The organism is Arthrobacter sp. 05T423 (assembly GCF_056396245.1).
Map to the genome: position 1 here is coordinate 21645 of NZ_JBFTLC010000042.1, position 16843 is coordinate 38487.

Annotated in this window: 12 protein-coding genes; 11 read left to right on the forward strand and 1 reads right to left on the reverse strand. The window is 68.7% G+C overall.

The window, feature by feature from the left end; translation table 11 throughout:
* Positions 1 to 85: 85 nt before the first annotated feature.
* The 9 genes from AC1DFE_RS21745 to AC1DFE_RS21785 all read left to right on the forward strand — a co-directional run bounded on the left by AC1DFE_RS21745 (position 86) and on the right by AC1DFE_RS21785 (position 14871).
* A complete protein-coding gene (locus AC1DFE_RS21745; RefSeq protein WP_476907929.1) occupies positions 86 to 1519 on the forward strand; it encodes an RDD family protein in 1434 nt (477 codons plus the stop codon).
* Positions 1516 to 2394 (forward strand): PP2C family protein-serine/threonine phosphatase, encoded by an 879-nt coding sequence (locus AC1DFE_RS21750; RefSeq protein WP_476907930.1) that lies wholly within the window; start codon positions 1516 to 1518, stop codon positions 2392 to 2394. The genes AC1DFE_RS21745 and AC1DFE_RS21750 overlap by 4 nt, the downstream gene beginning before the upstream one ends.
* Positions 2381 to 4042, forward strand: coding sequence for an FHA domain-containing protein (locus AC1DFE_RS21755; protein WP_476907931.1), 1662 nt, complete (start codon positions 2381 to 2383; stop codon positions 4040 to 4042). Before AC1DFE_RS21750 ends, AC1DFE_RS21755 begins: the two co-directional genes overlap by 14 nt.
* Positions 4039 to 5685 carry a serine/threonine-protein kinase gene (locus AC1DFE_RS21760; RefSeq protein WP_476907932.1) on the forward strand — a complete coding sequence of 549 codons (1647 nt, stop codon included), beginning with the start codon at positions 4039 to 4041 and terminating at the stop codon, positions 5683 to 5685. The genes AC1DFE_RS21755 and AC1DFE_RS21760 overlap by 4 nt, the downstream gene beginning before the upstream one ends.
* Positions 5686 to 5759: 74 nt before the next feature.
* On the forward strand, positions 5760 to 6464 hold the full coding sequence (locus tag AC1DFE_RS21765; RefSeq protein ID WP_476907933.1) for a hypothetical protein: 705 nt from the start codon (positions 5760 to 5762) through the stop codon (positions 6462 to 6464).
* Positions 6461 to 10936, forward strand: a complete 4476-nt coding sequence (locus tag AC1DFE_RS21770; protein WP_476907934.1) for an FtsK/SpoIIIE domain-containing protein — start codon at positions 6461 to 6463, stop codon at positions 10934 to 10936. Before AC1DFE_RS21765 ends, AC1DFE_RS21770 begins: the two co-directional genes overlap by 4 nt.
* 86 nt (positions 10937 to 11022) lie before the next feature.
* Entirely contained in the window at positions 11023 to 11682 is a 660-nt protein-coding gene (locus tag AC1DFE_RS21775) for a hypothetical protein (RefSeq protein WP_476907935.1), read from the forward strand.
* A 49-nt stretch (positions 11683 to 11731) separates the two neighbouring features.
* Positions 11732 to 14035 (forward strand): NAD-dependent DNA ligase LigA, encoded by a 2304-nt coding sequence (gene ligA / locus AC1DFE_RS21780; protein ID WP_476907936.1) that lies wholly within the window; start codon positions 11732 to 11734, stop codon positions 14033 to 14035.
* Positions 14032 to 14871 (forward strand): inositol monophosphatase family protein, encoded by an 840-nt coding sequence (locus AC1DFE_RS21785; protein ID WP_476907937.1) that lies wholly within the window; start codon positions 14032 to 14034, stop codon positions 14869 to 14871. Before ligA ends, AC1DFE_RS21785 begins: the two co-directional genes overlap by 4 nt.
* Before the next feature lie 57 nt (positions 14872 to 14928).
* Here AC1DFE_RS21785 and AC1DFE_RS21790 read toward each other — a convergent pair whose 3' ends face one another.
* Positions 14929 to 15441, reverse strand: coding sequence for a cupin domain-containing protein (locus AC1DFE_RS21790; RefSeq protein ID WP_214850439.1), 513 nt, complete (start codon positions 15439 to 15441; stop codon positions 14929 to 14931).
* A 179-nt stretch (positions 15442 to 15620) separates the two neighbouring features.
* On the opposite strand from AC1DFE_RS21790, the gene AC1DFE_RS21795 reads away from it, so the two are divergent.
* Together AC1DFE_RS21795 and AC1DFE_RS21800 are read left to right on the forward strand one after the other, a co-directional pair.
* Complete coding sequence (locus AC1DFE_RS21795) at positions 15621 to 16133, forward strand: GNAT family N-acetyltransferase (RefSeq protein ID WP_476907938.1); 513 nt, start codon at positions 15621 to 15623, stop codon at positions 16131 to 16133.
* A gap of 41 nt (positions 16134 to 16174) precedes the next feature.
* A complete protein-coding gene (locus tag AC1DFE_RS21800) occupies positions 16175 to 16558 on the forward strand; it encodes a RidA family protein (RefSeq protein ID WP_476907939.1) in 384 nt (127 codons plus the stop codon).
* Positions 16559 to 16843 lie beyond the last annotated feature (285 nt).

Here is a 16843-nt window from a genome sequence, read left to right on the forward strand (position 1 = left end):
GCCCGTAACTGCCGAGGGGCCCGTAACTGCCGATGGGCCTGTAACTGCCGATGGGCCTGGAGGCGGCGATGGAACAGGGCCGTGCGTGCGCTGCGGACAGCCGGTCCGTACTGGGGCCAGCTTTTGCGGCGCGTGCGGGACGCCGCTGCCCAATCGGGGAGCGGTGCACCGCGGTGCCGGGCTCGACCGGGCGGTCCGGCCCGACGGAGAAGGCCCGTCTAACGGCGAAGCCCGCCCCGGCGGAGGAGTCTTGCCCGTTTGGGGAGTCACTGCCGGCCGGGGCGGGAGGCAAGCCGCCCCGATTCCCGGTAGCATCCCGGTAGGGCTGGGGGAAGGATCGGACATGTCAGGCACGCTTACGCTGGTTCCGGCGGCGCCGGGCAAGCGTCTCGGCGCCGCCGTCCTCGACTGGCTGGCACCGGTGGCCATCCTGACGGTTCTGCTGTCTTTCGGCTTCGCCGGCATCACGAGCACCCGCAGCGCCGGGCTCATCATCTACGACACAAGCATGCTGGCGCTCCTGGGGAGCATTGGAGCCGGACTGACCTTGGTGTACGCGTTCGCCGTCGCAAGTGTCGAGGGCCGCTCCGGCAACACCATCGGCAACCAGCTCATGGGCATCCGCAGCGCCGACAGGGACGGGTACGCGCCGGGCCTGGGCGCTGTGTTCCTCCGTGGCATCGTGACCGGTGCCGGCATCCTGCTGGCTGTCCTTGCCGCAGTACTGGTGGCAGCTTTCAAGTGGTTCGACGCCGCCCTGCTGATCCTGGGACCGTTGGTTCTCCTCGGGGCGGCCTGGGCTGTGGTGGTCGTGGTGTCCAGCGCCTGGGACCGGAACGGCGGCCTCCGTGGATGGCATGACCGCGCCGCCAAAACCCTCGTCTTTGACGTCGCCGCCGGCCGCAATCCCGTCGCTACCGGCGGCATCGAAGGACCGCACAGTTTCGCGCCCCTGGATCTTCCGCCGGTGCAGCAGGTGGCCTCGCCGGTTGCTTCTCCGACCAGGGTTGCTTCTCCGACCACGGTTGAGGCAGCACCGCCTGCAGCCACAATTCACCCCGTACCCCCAGTTCACCCGGATAACCAGATTCACCCGGATAACCCGATTCACCCGGACAACCCTGTTCACCCGGACGACGCCATGGACCGCACCCAGGTGCGCGCCGGGGTGCGCCAGGACGCGCCTGAGGCGTTGCTGAGGATAACGCTGGACGACGGCCGCGACTTCCGCCTGGAACAGACGGTCCTGATCGGCCGGAACCCTGCCCCCGCTGCCGGGGAATCGCAGGTGCAGCTGCTGCCGGTCCCGGATCACGGCAGGACCATTTCCAAGACGCACCTCCACCTGCTCAAGGACGGCACGGGCGTCTGGGTCACCGACCGCCACTCGACCAACGGCAGCGCCGTCACCACACCCGACGGCATGCGCACAGCGCTGCAGCCGGGCGTGCCCGCATTTGTCAGCCCCGGAACCACAGTTCATTTCGGGGACCGCACCTTGAACGTAGGACACGCATGAATTCACAGCAGGCGGCCGGCACCCCAGAGACCGGCAGCGAGCCCGGCCTCAAGCTGAGCTACGGCTACGGAACGGACCGAGGCCTCCGCCGCGAGCTCAATGAGGACTCCTACATTGCCGCGGACCCCATATTCGCCGTCGCAGACGGCATGGGCGGCCATGAAGCCGGCGAGGTGGCCAGCGGCATGTGCGTGCGGGCGCTGGCCCAGCTGCCGCAGTTGGCCACGGGGGAGCGAACGGCCACCGCCGGCGTGCTGCAGCAGTACCTGGCCGGCGCCGACGAATCCATCCGCACAGCCACCGGCTCGCGGGCGGGAACCACCCTCAGCGGCGTGGTGGTGGTGGAGCAGATGGGCGTTCCCTACTGGCTGGTGATGAACATCGGGGATTCCCGGACCTACCGGCTGAGCCGGGGCCGGCTCGCCCAGGTAAGCGTGGATCACTCCGAGGTCCAGGAGCTCGTCGAGCGCGGCGAGATCACCGCCGAGGAGGCCGCCGTGCATCCCCGCCGGCACGTCGTGACGCGCGCGCTGGGCGCGGGCGACGAGACCGAGGCCGATTACTGGCTCCTGCCGATAGAGGAAGGCGACCGGATGATGGTGTGCTCGGACGGCCTTAACGGGGAACTGACCGACGAACAGATACGGGACGTCCTCAGCACGGTCGAGGACCCGCAGGAGGCCGTGGACGCGCTCATCCAGGCGGCATTGCGGCGTGGAGGGCGGGACAACATCACCGTGATCGTCGTCGACGCCAGGAACGTGCTCAACGATGCCGGTGTGGCCACGACGGCGCCCAGGGCTGCCGCCGACGCCGAAGAGGAGGACACGCTGCCGCGTGCCGGAGGCGAGGACGCTGCCAATGGCCGCAGCTAGCTACGTCCCCGGCGGGTGGCTAGGCCTCATCAGGTCGGGAACTGTGGTGATCCTGGACCCCGCCACCCCGGTGCCGCTGGTCAGCACGGTGTGGGACATGCTTGCGGGGCGCCCGGACGCGGCCGAGGTACTCCATGCGGTGGCGGGAGGGTTAGGCGCACCGCTGTCCGCCAGCCCGTGGTTCGGGATCATCGGGTATAGCGAGTCGCTGCGGGTATTCCTGCGCGGCGACATCGACCTGACGGTCCAGCTGCCGTCGGGTCCGGTGACCCTCGACGGCCGGAACGTCACCACCTGGACCGAGCGGTGGCTGGACGCACCCGAGTGGTTCAGCGTTGCCGTGGCTGCAGCCGCGGTGCCTACAGTGCAGGCATTGCCCGTCGTGGAAGGGGCCGTGCTTCTGCAGTCTCTCTGCGTCAGCGTCACCGGACCCGGCAGTTCCCTGACAGGTGCGCCGGACAACGTTGCAATTTCTTCGGAGGCTTCTTCGGAGGCGTCGGCCGAGACCATGATGGCGCCCGGCGAGGACCTGCCCTTGACGGCAGGGGCAGGGGATGAAGCTTCGGCAGAAACTGTTGTGGGGCTGCAGGAAACCGTCACGGGATTCACCGAGGCCGGCGCCGTCCCTCCCGGGACACCGCCCGAGGACGCTCCGCCGCACGAAGCACTGCCGCAGGACGCACCGAATCAGGAAGTACCGGTGCAGGCGGCACCTGCGCTGGAGGACAATCCGGCCACCGAGCTCACCGGCTCGTACGACCACCTCTGGGACAAGACCGTGGTTCGCAGCATTGAGGACGCCGCCGTGCGGACCGGCCAGGAGGACGACGGCGGTGCTCCGGCAGTGGGGGAGACGGCTGTTCCAGGGACGGCGGGCAGGGAAACAGGCGATCCAGACACGGCCGGACAGGGAACGGCCGTTCCGGCACCCCCGTCAGCCCCTTCACCGGCGGGGCTGATCGATTCGGTGCCGTGGGCGACCGGCGGCGGCCGTGCCCCGGCACGGGAGGTCCCGGCGTCGTTCGCAGGAGCACAGACGCCGCCGTCGTTCATTGCCGTTCCCGGGTCCGGTGAGGCAGCTGAAGGGGACCACGACGGGCAGACCATCCTGAAGAGCGATCTTCCCACCTCCGGAGCGCAGCAGGCTGGACAGGGTCAGGAACCCGGCCAGGGCGTTGGGGCGGGCACCGGCCCCGTCGTGCTGGCCCGGGTGTGCCCGGGCGGCCACGCCAACCCTCCCACCAGCGGCCAGTGTTTCACCTGCGGGGCGCAGCTTCCGGACGTCGCCGTCCAAGTGCCGCGCCCCAGGCTGGGCCGGCTGCGGCTGTCCACGGGGGAGCTGATCGAGCTCGAACAGTCGCTGGTGATCGGACGGCAGCCGTCCGTGTCCAGGGTCCAGGGCGGCACCATGCCGCGGCTGGTCCAGGTGGCCAGCCCCGGCGGCGACATCTCGAGGTCGCACGTGGAGGTCCGGCTGGAGGGCTGGCACGTGATGCTGTGCGACCTGAAAGCCACCAACGGCACCGTGCTGGTCCGCGTGGGGCAACCGCCGCGGCGCCTCGCCCAGAATGAAATGGCCATTGTCCTGGACGGCGATATCGCAGAACTCGGCGATGACGTTTCGTTGCGTTTTGAGGAGATCCTGTGAGTTCCAAGCGGCCGGCGGCGCCACCGCCCCGCATCCCCGGTTTCAGCTACGTGAGCCTGCTCGGATCGGGCGGCTTCTCCGACGTCTACCTCTACGAGCAGGACCGGCCGCGCCGCAAGGTGGCCGTGAAGGTGCTGCTGTCCGGCCTCAAGACGGACGGCGCCCGCCGCCGGTTTGAGTCCGAGGCCAACCTGATGGCGCAGCTGTCTTCGCACCCCTTCATCGTCACCATCTTTGAAGCCGAGGTCACCGAGGACGGCCACTCCTACCTGGCCATGGAGTTCTGCTCGCGGCCAAGCCTGGACGTCCGGTACCGCCGGCAGCGCTTCAGCGTGGATGAAGTCCTGGCCGTCGGCATCCAGGTGGCCTCCGCCGTCGAAACGGCGCACCGGGCCGGCATCGCCCACCGGGACATCAAGCCCGCCAATATCCTGGTCACCGACTACAACCGCCCGGCCCTCACCGACTTCGGCATCTCCGGCACGCTGGCCGGCGACGTCGACGAGGACGCCGGGATGTCCATCCCGTGGTCCCCGCCGGAGCAGTTCAGGGACGGCAATGTCGACGGCGTGCTGGTGGACGTGTGGGCCCTCGGCGCCACGCTCTACACGCTGCTCGCCGGACGGTCGCCGTTCGTGCTGCCGGGAGCCGACAACTCCCAGCGCGAGCTCATCTCGCGCATCACCAACGTCCCAGTGCCCCGGCTGGGCCGTGCCGACGTGCCGGAATCCCTCGAACTGGCACTGGCAACGGCGATGGCCAAATCGCCGGCCTCACGCTATTCGTCGGCCCACGCCTTCGCCCTCGCACTCCAGCGGATCCAGGCCGAGCTCAACCTGTCCGTCACGCCGTTCGAAGTGCTCGAGGAACGCCAGCAGGACGACGTGCACGCGGACGACGGCGTGGAGGAAACGCGCGTCCGGAATGTCGCCTCCATAGACCCGGACCGGACCGGAAGCGCCCCCACCTTCCCGGCCCGCACCCAACCGCTGAACGGGGGAGGCACCGCCGCATCAACCCCTGCGCGGAATCCGGGGCCGGGACCGGTTATTGGGCGGTCGCCGGGCCCTGCTGCACCGGCGCCGGGGCCGGCGCGGGAGCCTGCGCCGTTCATTGCACCTGCCGCCGGCGACTGGGCCGATGCCACGGTCCTGCGCAGCATCCGGCCCACGGTTGGGGAGGATGACGCACGCGGCCAGCCCGGAAACCGGCCTGCGGACCACGGGAAACGCAATCTGTGGCTCGCCATCTCCGGTGGAACGCTGCTGGTGCTGGCGGTCATCGTGGGGATTGTGGTGGCATCAGCCGCGCCGCAGCCGGAGGCCCGGCCCACCGAAACGGTCAGCAAGCAGCCCGCCGACGCCGTCGACGACGGGTCCGTGCCCGACGTCGCAAAGCTCGCCGGCACTGCCGGCGCGCAGGGGAAGGTCCGCTTCACCTGGACCAACCCGCAGCCGAAACCCGCGGACACCTACAAGTGGCGGATCAAGACGGTCAAGGGCGGCGGAAGCTACCTGTCGACGTCGGCCACCCGGGTGGACGTCACGGCGAACCCGGCGGAACCCACCTGCGTCCAGGTGATCATCGTCCGCAGCGACGGATCCGCATCACCGGCCGGCGAGGACTCCATCGCCTGCCGATAGCACGCGCCAGCGATAGCACTGGCAGCGCAATGAGCCGCCCGGCATCAACTGCCCCAACAACAAGACAGGAAAACATGGGAGACCTGGCCATAGATTTCTGCGGCGAGTGGTACGAGCCGACCGAAGAGGACATCTTCAGCATCGGCCGCGAGGGCGACCTCGAGGTGGACGACAACCCGTACCTGCACCGGCGCTTCCTGCAGATTGCCAGGTATGACGGCATCTGGTGGCTCAGCAACGTGGGCAGCCGGCTCTCCGCCACGGTGGCCGACGGATCCGGCGGCATGCAGGCATGGCTCTCGCCGGGCGCCCGGCTGCCGCTCGTCTTCAGTCATACCAGCGTCATCTTCACCGCCGGGCCAACCACCTATGAATTCGCCGTCCACCTGAAAACGCCGCAGTTCCGGCAGGAGACCAGCAGCGAATCCAGCGGCGGGGACACCACCATCGGCCCGGTGGTCTTCACTGACTCCCAGAAAGCCCTCATCGTCGCGCTCGCGGAACCCATGCTCCGGCGCGAAGGCACCGGCTTCAGCGCCATTCCGTCCTCCGCGGAGGCGGCCCGGGCCCTCGGCTGGGCCCTCACCCGTTTCAACCGCAAGCTGGATAACGTGTGCGACAAACTGGACCGTGCTGGAGTGGCCGGCCTCCGCGGCGGTGGCGGCAAGCTCGCCACCAACCGCCGCGCACGCCTCGTGGAACACGCAGTCACCTCGCACCTGGTCACCGCCGGCGACCTTCACCTGCTCGAAAAGATGCGCGGGGACAGCGACGCATGAGGATCCGACTGACCCTGCGCAGGGACCCCGCGGAGGCCAAGGACCTGGCCGTCACCGTGGACGGCCGGGCCACCGTCGCGGACATCGCCACCGAACTGTGGACGGCCGACCCCGCCCGGCGGCAGGAGCCCGCACCGCCGAACCTTTCACTCCGGATCGACGAGGCATTCGTGGCCGGCGGCATGCGCGGCATCGTCCTGGACCGGGCGGACAACCTCCTCGAATCCGGGCTACGGCCCGGGTCGGTCGTTTCGCTCACCCGGGTCAGCAGCCATTTCGGTAACCCGAACGACGCCGGCCCCGCCTCGGACCGCGGTCCGGCCGCCGCGACCCTGCGCATAGTCTCCGGTCCCGACGTCGGACGGGAATTTTCGCTGCCCTCCGGCACCAGCTACATCGGCCGGGACCGGGACGTGGACGTCCGGCTCACCGACCCCCTGACGTCCAAGCGGCACGCCCGGATCACCGTGGGCGAGAGCATCGAAATCGTCGACACGAACTCCGCCAACGGCCTCCAGATGGACGGACTGCCCGTCACGCGCGCCACGCTGAATTCCTCCGACACTGTCATGCTCGGCGACACCGAGCTGACCGTGGTGCCGCTGGCACGCAGCGGCGCGGCAGCCCCGACGTCGCCCCTCGTGGACTTCAACCGCTCCCCGCGGGTGGTGCCCCGGTTTGCCCCCGGCAAGCGGGTGCCCCCCGCCGGACCTAAGCGGCAGGACCACCACCCTTTCCCCTTCATCATGCTGATCGCGCCGCTGATGATGGGCGCGGTCCTTTTCGCGGTGACCCAGAGCCTGCTGTCCATGCTGTTCATGCTGATGATGCCGCTGTTCATCGTGGGCCATTACGTGGACCAGAAGCTGCAAAGCAAACGGGAGCGCAAGGTACAGCTGAAGGAGTTCCGGACGGCGATGGCCGCTTTCCGCCAGGAAACCACAGAACTGCAGCGGGTGGAGCGGGCCGTCCGGCTCCAGGAAGCGCCGTCCGTCAGCGATACCGTCGACTCCATCTACAAGCTTGGCCCGCTGCTTTGGACCCACCGGCCGGAGCACTCCGGGTTCCTGGCGCTCCGGTTCGGGCTCGGCACGGTGCCTTCCCGGATTCCGTTCGAGGAGCCGAACACCGCGGAAACCGAGACAGAATACCGGCGCGAGATCGAGGACTGCCTGGACCAGTTCCGGCAGATCGAGGGTGTGCCGGTGGTGTCCCAGCTCCGGTCCGCCGGCTCCTTCGGCCTTGCCGGTCCGCGCGGACTGGTTGATGAGGTGGCACGGGGCGTGGTGCTGCAGCTCGTGGGCCTTCATTCCCCGGCGGAAGTTGCCGTGGCCGCCATCACCTCGGCCCGGTCCCGGGAACGCTGGAACTGGCTGCAGTGGCTGCCGCACGTCGGCTCCAGCCATAGCCCCCTCAGCGGCGACCACCTGGCGGCCGGCTCGGCAGGCGGCACCAGCCTGCTGGCCCGGGTCGAGGACCTGGTGGAACTCCGGGAGGGCGCCATGCGGTCACAGGGCGCCCGTTTGCAGGGTCCTATGCACCGGCCCGGCATCACGGAGGAAGCCGCAGACGTTCCGCCGTCGGTGCTGCCGTCGGTGCTGGTGATCGTCGAGGATGATGCCCCCGTGGACCGCGGCCGGCTGACCCGGCTCGTGGAGCGCGGACCCGATACCGGTGTCCATGTCCTGTGGGTGGCTGCCGGCGTCGAATCCCTTCCGGCCGCCTGCCGTGACTTCATGGCAGTGGACGGCGAGCACGGCACCACCACCGGCCATGTCCGGCTGGGGCGCCACACCTACCCCGTGAGCTGTGAAAGCCTCGATGCCGAACTGGCAGGCCAGTTGGCCCGCATGCTCTCGCCCGTGGTCGACGCCGGCAAACCGGTGGAGGACGACTCGAACCTTCCCCGGGCGGTGTCTTATGCGGCGCTGGTGGGCAAGGACTTTCTCGACAACCCGCAGGCCGTGGCGGAACGCTGGCAGGAGAACAACTCCGTCCGGTCGACCGCCGCCGCGAACCGCAAGGACAACGGTTCGCTGCGTGCCCTGGTGGGTTCCAAGGGTGTGGAGCCGCTGCACCTGGACCTCAAGAACGAGGGCCCGCATGCTCTCGTTGGCGGCACCACCGGCGCCGGCAAGTCCGAGTTCCTACAGTCGTGGGTCATGGGCATGGCCACCGCGTACAGCCCGGACCGCGTCAGCTTCCTGTTCGTGGACTACAAGGGCGGCGCCGCGTTTGCCGACTGCGTCCGCCTGCCGCACACCGTGGGCCTGGTGACCGACCTTTCGCCACACCTCGTGCGCCGCGCCCTCACCTCGCTGCGGGCTGAGCTCCACTACCGGGAACGCCTGCTCAACAGGAAAAAGGCCAAGGACCTGCTCGCACTGCAGCGCGAGGCGGACCCCGAGGCCCCGCCCTACCTGGTGATCGTGGTGGATGAATTCGCCGCCCTGGCCACCGAGGTGCCCGAGTTCGTGGACGGCGTGGTGGACGTGGCCGCCCGCGGCCGGTCCCTGGGCCTGCACCTGATCCTCGCCACGCAGCGCCCCGCCGGCGTCATCAAGGAAAGCCTGCGCGCCAACACGAACCTTCGGGTGGCGCTGCGCATGGCCGACGAGGACGACGCCACGGACATCCTGGGCGTGCCGGATGCCGCGTACTTCGACCCCTCCATTCCCGGCCGCGGCGCGGCGAAAACCGGCCCCGGCCGCATCCAGGGTTTCCAGACGGGGTACGCCGGCGGCTGGACCACCGAAAGGCCGCAGAACCCGCAGATCGACATCGTGGAAATGGCCTTCGGGTCCGGTCCAGCCTGGGAAACTCCAGCCCCTGACACCGCCGTGCCGGACGAACCGGCCGGGCCCAACGACATTGCCAGGATGACCGCCAACGTCATCGCCGCGGCGGACCGGCTGGCCATCGAACCGCCGCGGAAGCCGTGGCTGAACGAACTGGCCACCACCTACGACTTCTCGCTGCTGCCCAACCCGCGCACCGACGAACGGCTCCTGCTGGGTGTGGCGGACGACCCCGCCCACCAGGACCAGCCCACCGTCTTCTATGAACCGGACAAAGACGGGAACATGGCCGTCTACGGCACAGGTGGCGCCGGCAAGTCCGCGGCCCTGCGGGGAATCGCCATCGCCGCCGCCGTCACGCCCCGCGGGGGACCGGTCCATGTCTACGGGATCGACTGCGGCTCCGCCGGGCTCAAGATGCTCGAGGAGCTTCCGCACGTGGGCGGAATCATCGACGGCGACGACGTGGAGCGCGTGGGCAGGCTCCTCCGCTGGCTCAGCGAGCTCGCCGAGGACCGGGCACGCCGTTTCGCCGAGGTCCGCGCCTCCACGATCGGGGAGTACCGCGAGCTCGCCGGCCTGCCCGATGAAAAGCGCATCTTCGTGCTGGTCGACGGCATGTCGGCCTTCCGCGAGGCCTATGAATACAGCAAGCTTTCCAGCCTCTGGGACCTCTTCCTGCAGCTCGCCACCGACGGGCGTCCCCTGGGCATCCACCTCGTCGTCACCGGTGACCGCCCCAACTCCGTGCCGGCGTCGTTGCTTGCCTCCATCCAGCGGCGGCTGGTGCTCCGGCTGTCCGCCGAGGACGACTACCTGACCATGGACGTGCCCAAGGACGTCCTGGGCCAGGCCTCGCCTCCGGGCCGCGGGCTGCTCGGCGGCCACGAGGTGCAGCTCGCCGTCCTCGGCGGCAACTCCAACCTGGCCCTGCAGGCGCGCGAAGTCCATAAACTCAGCGAGGCGATGCTCCGCCAGGGCGTGGAAAGGGCTCCGCGGATCGAGCGGCTCCCCGAGCAGATCGACCTGGACATCCTGCCAGCCGGGCTGCCGGACCTTCCCGTGATCGGTGTGGACGACGAAACGCTGCAGCCGGCAACGCTCATGGCCAAGGGCCCGCTGCTGCTTGCCGGCCCGCCGGGCGCCGGCCGGACCGTGGCCCTCGTGACCATGGCGTATGCGCTGCGCCGGTCCAATCCCGGCACCGAACTGGTTTACCTGGCCGCCCGGAAGTCCGCCGTGGCGTCCCTGCCGGTCTGGGACCGCTCGCTGGTGGGGGCCGACGACGTCGAGGAGGCCGTGGAAGCGCTCGCCGACCACGCCTCGGCCAATCCCGGCAAGGTGGCCATCTTCATCGAAGGACTCACGGAGTTCACGGACACCCTGGCCGAGTCCGGCATCGAAAGGCTCGTGGCGGCGTCCATCAAGGCCGACCAGTGGGTGGTCGGGGAATCCGAAACGTCCACCTGGTCATCGGCGTGGTCGCTGGCACAGCCCTTCAGGTCGGGCCGGCGGGGACTCCTTATCAATCCGGGCGATATCGACGGCGACAGCCTGCTGAATACGTCACTCGGACGGGTGGGCAACGACTTCATTCCGGGACGCGGTTACATCGTGGGCAGGGGCAAGGTTCGCAAGCTCCAGGTCGCATTGCCGCCGGAAAACCGGCAGTAGTCAATTTGGCGCGCCGGGCAGGACTGTAGGAAGATACCCGGGACAAACACAGTGCGGGAGTGTCCTGCGCGGCTGCAAAGGTACCCATGATCCGTCTTCCTCTTCTGCGGGGCGCGCTGCTGCCCGGAATCGCCGCTGCCATGCTGGCTCTCACGGCTGTGACCGGCGCCGCCGGAGCGGCCCAGGCAGCCTGTCTTCCGGAGCAACAGTGCACGGCGTCGCCCGCTCCCATCGCACCGCCGTCGTCCGGTTCCCCGGCCCCGACGACGCCGGTTCCTGTCGCCCCGTCTTCCCCGGCGCCTGCTCCGGCGCCGCCGCCGGCCCGGAAGGCCCCCGCACCCGCTCCTGCCCCGGCGCCCGCACAGCCGGTGGCGCCTGCGGCGCCGCGCGTTGGTCCGGCACCCGTCGATTCGGCTGCCGTACCCGCGCCCGTCCTCCCGGCCGCACCGGTGGCCGACGCCGGGGTGGCGGTGCCGGTGGCAACACCCTTTGCTTCCGCGGCGGCGACGGCCTCCGCCAGCCCGGGCCCGTCGTCGTCCTCCACCCCGGCGGCCGAGTCCAGCTGGACCAAGCCGATCGCCACCCAGGCCCAGGCGAGCCAGGCCGCCGCCGTCGTAGTGGCCGACAAGGGGTCCGGCATCGGTATCTTCGGCCTGTTTGCCGTCATGGGGGGCGTCCTCCTGGTGGGCCTTGGCGGGCTGGCCTTCGCGCTGTGGAGCAGGAACCGCCTCGCCGGCCACTGGTAGGGCTCTGCAGGCACGGAAAAATGTCCGGCCTGTAGGGCAAGATAGGTCTGTGAGCACACCATCAGGCCCCACAGACAACGCAGCCACCGGAACGGACCAGCTTGAGCCGGAAGCGATTCCGTCCGGGTCGGTACGGGATGAGTACGAGAACCTGGCGGACCTCGTCCGGAAGTACCGGTTCGCGTACTACCAGGAGGACGAGCCGCTCGTCTCGGATGCCGAGTTCGACGCGCTGTTTCGCCGGCTGGAGGAACTCGAGGCGCTGCATCCGGAGCTCGTGTCCAATGATTCGCCCACCCAGGAGGTAGGCGGGGAAGTGTCCGCGGCGTTTGCCGCCGTCGAACACCTCCAGCGCATGTACAGCCTGGAGGACGTGTTCTCCATCGAGGAACTGCAGGCCTGGATCGCCAAGGCGGAGGCGGGGGTGGCCAAGTCCGGCAATCCGCAGGCCGCCTGGCTGACCGAGCTCAAAATCGACGGCCTCGCCGTAAACCTGCTCTACCGGGACGGCAAGCTGGTCCGGGCGGCCACCCGCGGCGATGGCACCACCGGCGAGGACATCACGCACAACGTGCTCACCATCAATGAGATTCCGCAGCAGCTCCGAGGCAGCGGCTTTCCTGCCGAAGTGGAAATCCGCGGCGAGGTGTTCATCCCCTCCAAGGCGTTCGCCGAATTCAACGAGGCGCTGATTGAGGCGGGCAAGGCGCCGCTGGCCAACCCGCGCAATGCCGCGGCCGGCTCGCTCCGCCAGAAGGACCCGGCGGAAACCGCCAAGCGCCCGCTGCAGATGTTCGTCCACGGGATCGGTGCCCGTGAGGGACTACAGGCCGCCAGCCAGTCGGAGACCTACCGCCTGCTGGCGGAGTGGGGGCTGCCGGTCAGCCCGTACTTCGAGGTTCTCGGCAGCCCGGCGGCGGTACTCGACTTCATCGCCAACTACGGGGACAAGCGGCACAGCCTGCTCCACGAGATCGACGGCATCGTGGTGAAGGTCGACGACTTCGCCACCCAGCGCGCACTGGGCTACACCACCCGGGTTCCGCGCTGGGCCGTGGCCTATAAGTACCCGCCCGAGGAAGTGCACACCAAGCTCCTGGACATTGCCGTCAACGTCGGGCGCACCGGCCGGGTCACGCCGTTCGGGATCATGGAACCGGTCAAGGTGGCGGGCTCCACTGTGGGAATGGCCACGCTGCACAACCAGGACGTGGTCAAGGCCAAGGGCGTCAAGATCGGCGACATTGTGGTGCTCCGGAAAGCCGGGGACGTCATCCCGGAGATCGTTGGCCCGGTGCTGGCGCTCCGGGACCAGCAGGACCCACCCGTACGTGATTTCGTGATGCCCACGGAATGCCCATCCTGCGGCACGCCGCTTGCTCCCGGGAAGGAAGGCGACGTGGACATCCGCTGCCCCAACGCCAAGTCCTGCCCGTCGCAGCTGCGTGAGCGCGTGTTCCATGTGGCCAGCCGGGGAGCGTTCGACATTGAGGCCCTGGGCTGGGAGTCGGCGATCGCGCTGACCCAGCCGACGGAGCCTGAGGTCCCGCCGCTGGTCAGCGAGGCGGCCCTCTTTGACCTGACTCCGGAGGACCTTGAACCGGTGAAGATCCGGCGCGAGAAGCGGTCCAAGGGTGTTCCCACCGGCGAGTTCGAGCTGGTGCCCTACTTCTACAGCAAGGGCACGGCCAAGACGCCGTCCAAGCCGACGGCCACCACCGGGAAGCTCTTCACCGAACTCGAAAAGGCCAAGACACAGCCGCTGTGGCGCGTCCTGGTGGCGCTCTCCATCCGCCACGTCGGCCCGAGGGCCTCCCGTGCCCTGGCCAACCACTTCGGCACCATGGACGCCATCCGGCAGGCATCCGAGGAAGAACTCGCGAGCGTGGACGGCGTCGGCCCCACCATCGCAGCCGCGCTCAAGGAGTGGTTTGCCGAGGACTGGCATGTCGAAATCATCGACCGCTGGGCAGCTGCCGGGGTCCGCATGAAGGACGAACGTGACGAGTCCACTCCGCGCACGCTCGAGGGTTTGACCGTAGTGGTCACCGGAACCCTGGAAAGCTTCAGCCGCGACGAGGCCAAGGAAGCCATCCTGGTCCGGGGCGGCAAGGCGGCAGGGTCGGTGTCGAAGAAGACCAGCTATCTGGTGGCCGGTGACAACGGCGGCACCAAGCGGGACAAAGCCGAGCAGTTGGGTGTGCCCATCCTGGACGAGGACGGTTTCCGGGAGCTGCTGGCCAATGGTCCGGCGAATGCTGACGAGGCCGGCGCCGCCGCCGTCGAGGCCGACGCCGAAACTGACGATCCCGAGGCAACCGCTGTTTCGGGTAACGGGGAGGATTCCGAATGACACTGGATACTGCAAGCCGCCTGGACGTAACGGGGCTCCTCGACGTAGCCAAGGCCGCCGCGGCGGCCGGTGCCGGTGTGCTTGCCGAACGCAGCGGCGGCGCTCTGGACTCGGGGACGGTGACTAACAAGGGCGAAGCCGGCGACTGGGTCACCGCCTTCGATGTTGCCGCCGAGGAAGCCGTGCGCACCGCCATCCGGAGTGCGCGTCCGGGCGACGTGATCACCGGCGAGGAGCACGGGACAACCCGTCCCGAGGATCCGACCGGGCTGCGGTGGTCCATTGATCCGCTCGACGGCACCACCAACTTCATCCGCAACATCGTTTACTACGCCACCTCGGTGGCGGTTGCCGATTCCGACGGCGTCTGGCTGGCCGGCGTCGTGCACGCGCCCGCGCTCGGGCGTGTGTACTACGCCTCGCGGGGCCACGGCGCGTGGCTGGAACAGGACGGGAAGCGGGTGCAGCTAACCGGTCCGGTTCCCGGCCGCACCGGCCAGCTCCTGTCCACCGGATTCAGCTACGACCCCGAGGTGCGCGCGGAGCAGTTCGCGGCGCTGGGCAGCTTCGTGGACGGCTTCGCCGATGTGCGCCGGCTCGGCTCGGCGGCCCTGGACCTGTGCATGGTCGCCGACGGAACAGTCGATGCCTTCGGTGAGCGGGGCCTGAACGAACACGACTTCGCCGCCGGTGCGCTGGTGGCCGAGGAAGCCGGATGCTGGGTGCGGCGCCCGCGGCTCACCAGCCCGCTCGAGGGAGGGCCCTCCGCCGAGGAACGGCTGTCAGCCTGGACATGCGCGGGCACGCTCGAGATGTCCGGCAAGTTCCCGCTCTAGTTCACACGTGCCGCGTTCACACGTGCCGCCGCCCGGGCCGAATGTGGCCCGGGCGGTTCACATTTGCGGCGGTGTCAGGTTGTAGCGCGCGATAATGTCTGGCAGCCAGGGCGCTTCGGCGAAGCGCAGGCCGAAGTGGGCTGCGAGTTTCTCGACCGTCTCGGGGTCCGGCAGTCCGGCTTCGATGTGGTTGGCGAGGCCCCAGAAGAAGTGCTCAAATCCGGCCGGGCTGATCACCTCAATCATGCGGGCGGGCACCTTTCCCGCGTTCCACATGGTGTGAAGTTCATTCCGTGGTTTGGTGATGTACCCGCCTGCACCCAGGACCGCCTCGCGGTCACCGGACCGGAACCCTATTTCGCCCTCGATGACGATCGAGTACTCGTCTTCGCGGGTGTGGATATGCGGGGGTACCAGCGCGCCGACCGGGAACGGGTGTTCCACGATGGACAGTTGCTGGTTGGTGTCCTCGCCAAGGAGCTTGAACACGACGCCGATGCCGCCGAGTTGCGCTTCCCTGCCTTGTCCGGGCTGCACGACGGTCAGCCGCGGAGCCCCTTCCTCGTTCATGGGCTCTTCCCTTCATTGGATGGTGTGCGGTGCAGGAATTATCTTCCCGCCGACGGTGCGGGTCTACACCGAAAACAAAGGACAGGCCACGCCGCATGTGTCAGCGCGGACCTGATAGGTCTGTCACTGAAACAGCTGTTTCGCGCGGCGCATCGCGCTGCCGGCACTACCATTGACGGGTGCAGCCGCAGATCACCGTCCGTCCCGCCGTTCCCGCCGACTTTGCGGACATCGCCCGCATCACCAGGGACGCCTATCTGGCGGCCGGCTACTTCGAGACGGCGGACCATCCGTACATGAAGCAGATCCAGGACGTGGCCACCCGCGCGGACCGGGCCACCATCTGGGTGGCGGAGCGCGCCGGCACGATCGTCGGCTCGGTGACGCTGGCGCTGGCCGGTGGGAAGTATGCCGATATCGCGCTGCGCGACGAGCTTGAGTTCCGCATGCTGGTGGTGGATCCCTCCGTGCAGCGCAGTGGCGCCGGCCTGGCCATGGTCGAAGCGATCCTTGCGCACGCCAGGTCGCTGGACGGGATCCGTGCCGTGGCGCTGACCACCGGCGGGGACTGGGAGAGCGCCCACGGGCTGTACCGGAAAACAGGCTTCCGACGGGTACCGGAGCGCGATTGGTATGTGCCCGGCACCGACATAAAGCTGCTGGTTTTCAGGCTCGACGTCCAGCCCGCCTAGAGTGGAGCCGACTTAAAACCCCTAGTGAAAGGCGCAGCAGCATGCGCAAGACGTTCGGCACCGGCTCGGTCTGGGAACAGAAGCTCGGCTACTCCCGCGCGGTCCAGGTGGACAACACGCTCTTCATCTCGGCCACCTCGGCCAGCGGCGAGAACGGCATCGTCGGCAATGACTTCTACGAGCAGACCCAGTTCATTCTGCAGAAGCTGGAGACCGTCCTGACCGACGCCGGCTTCGCCCTCGCCGACGTCGTGCAGTCCAAGCTGTACCTGACGGACATCAGCAAGTGGGAGGACGCCGGCCGTGCGCACGGCGAGGTCTTCGGCGAGATCCGCCCCACGCTCTCGCTGGTCCACGTGCTGCCCTTCCTGGACCCGGAAATGCTCGTGGAGATCGAGCTCGTTGCACAGAAGAGCGCCAGCTAGCACGTCCCCGCCCAAGCGCGAACTAGCAGCAGATGCCCTCAAATCCCGGTTTTGAGGGCGTAACCTGCCAGTTCGCGCTTTTGTTTTCCCGACGCCGGGCCGCGGCCCAATTTGCCTGTCTCGCCCGCCGCTAAATTGATGCTCCTATAGATGTCAAAGAGGTCCGGCCGCCCCGCGTCGTGCATGTGGCCGGGTCGAAGGCTCCGGCGTCAAGGGTCTGCAATCGCTGCGCGACGGCCTGGCGGCCGCCCTTGACCCCAGAGCCTTGGTGCCCGGTCATTATGG

Bases quoted from the DNA above. Each gene is read 5' to 3' on its own strand.
- AC1DFE_RS21750 (WP_476907930.1), top strand. From the start codon at position 1,516: ATGAATTCACAGCAGGCGGCCGGCACCCCAGAGACCGGCAGCGAGCCC.
- AC1DFE_RS21755 (WP_476907931.1), top strand. From the start codon at position 2,381: ATGGCCGCAGCTAGCTACGTCCCCGGCGGGTGGCTAGGCCTCATCAGG.
- AC1DFE_RS21765 (WP_476907933.1), top strand. From the start codon at position 5,760: ATGGGAGACCTGGCCATAGATTTCTGCGGCGAGTGGTACGAGCCGACC.
- AC1DFE_RS21770 (WP_476907934.1), top strand. From the start codon at position 6,461: ATGAGGATCCGACTGACCCTGCGCAGGGACCCCGCGGAGGCCAAGGAC.
- AC1DFE_RS21775 (WP_476907935.1), top strand. From the start codon at position 11,023: ATGATCCGTCTTCCTCTTCTGCGGGGCGCGCTGCTGCCCGGAATCGCC.
- AC1DFE_RS21785 (WP_476907937.1), top strand. From the start codon at position 14,032: ATGACACTGGATACTGCAAGCCGCCTGGACGTAACGGGGCTCCTCGAC.
- AC1DFE_RS21790 (WP_214850439.1), bottom strand. From the start codon at position 15,441: ATGAACGAGGAAGGGGCTCCGCGGCTGACCGTCGTGCAGCCCGGACAA.
- AC1DFE_RS21800 (WP_476907939.1), top strand. From the start codon at position 16,175: ATGCGCAAGACGTTCGGCACCGGCTCGGTCTGGGAACAGAAGCTCGGC.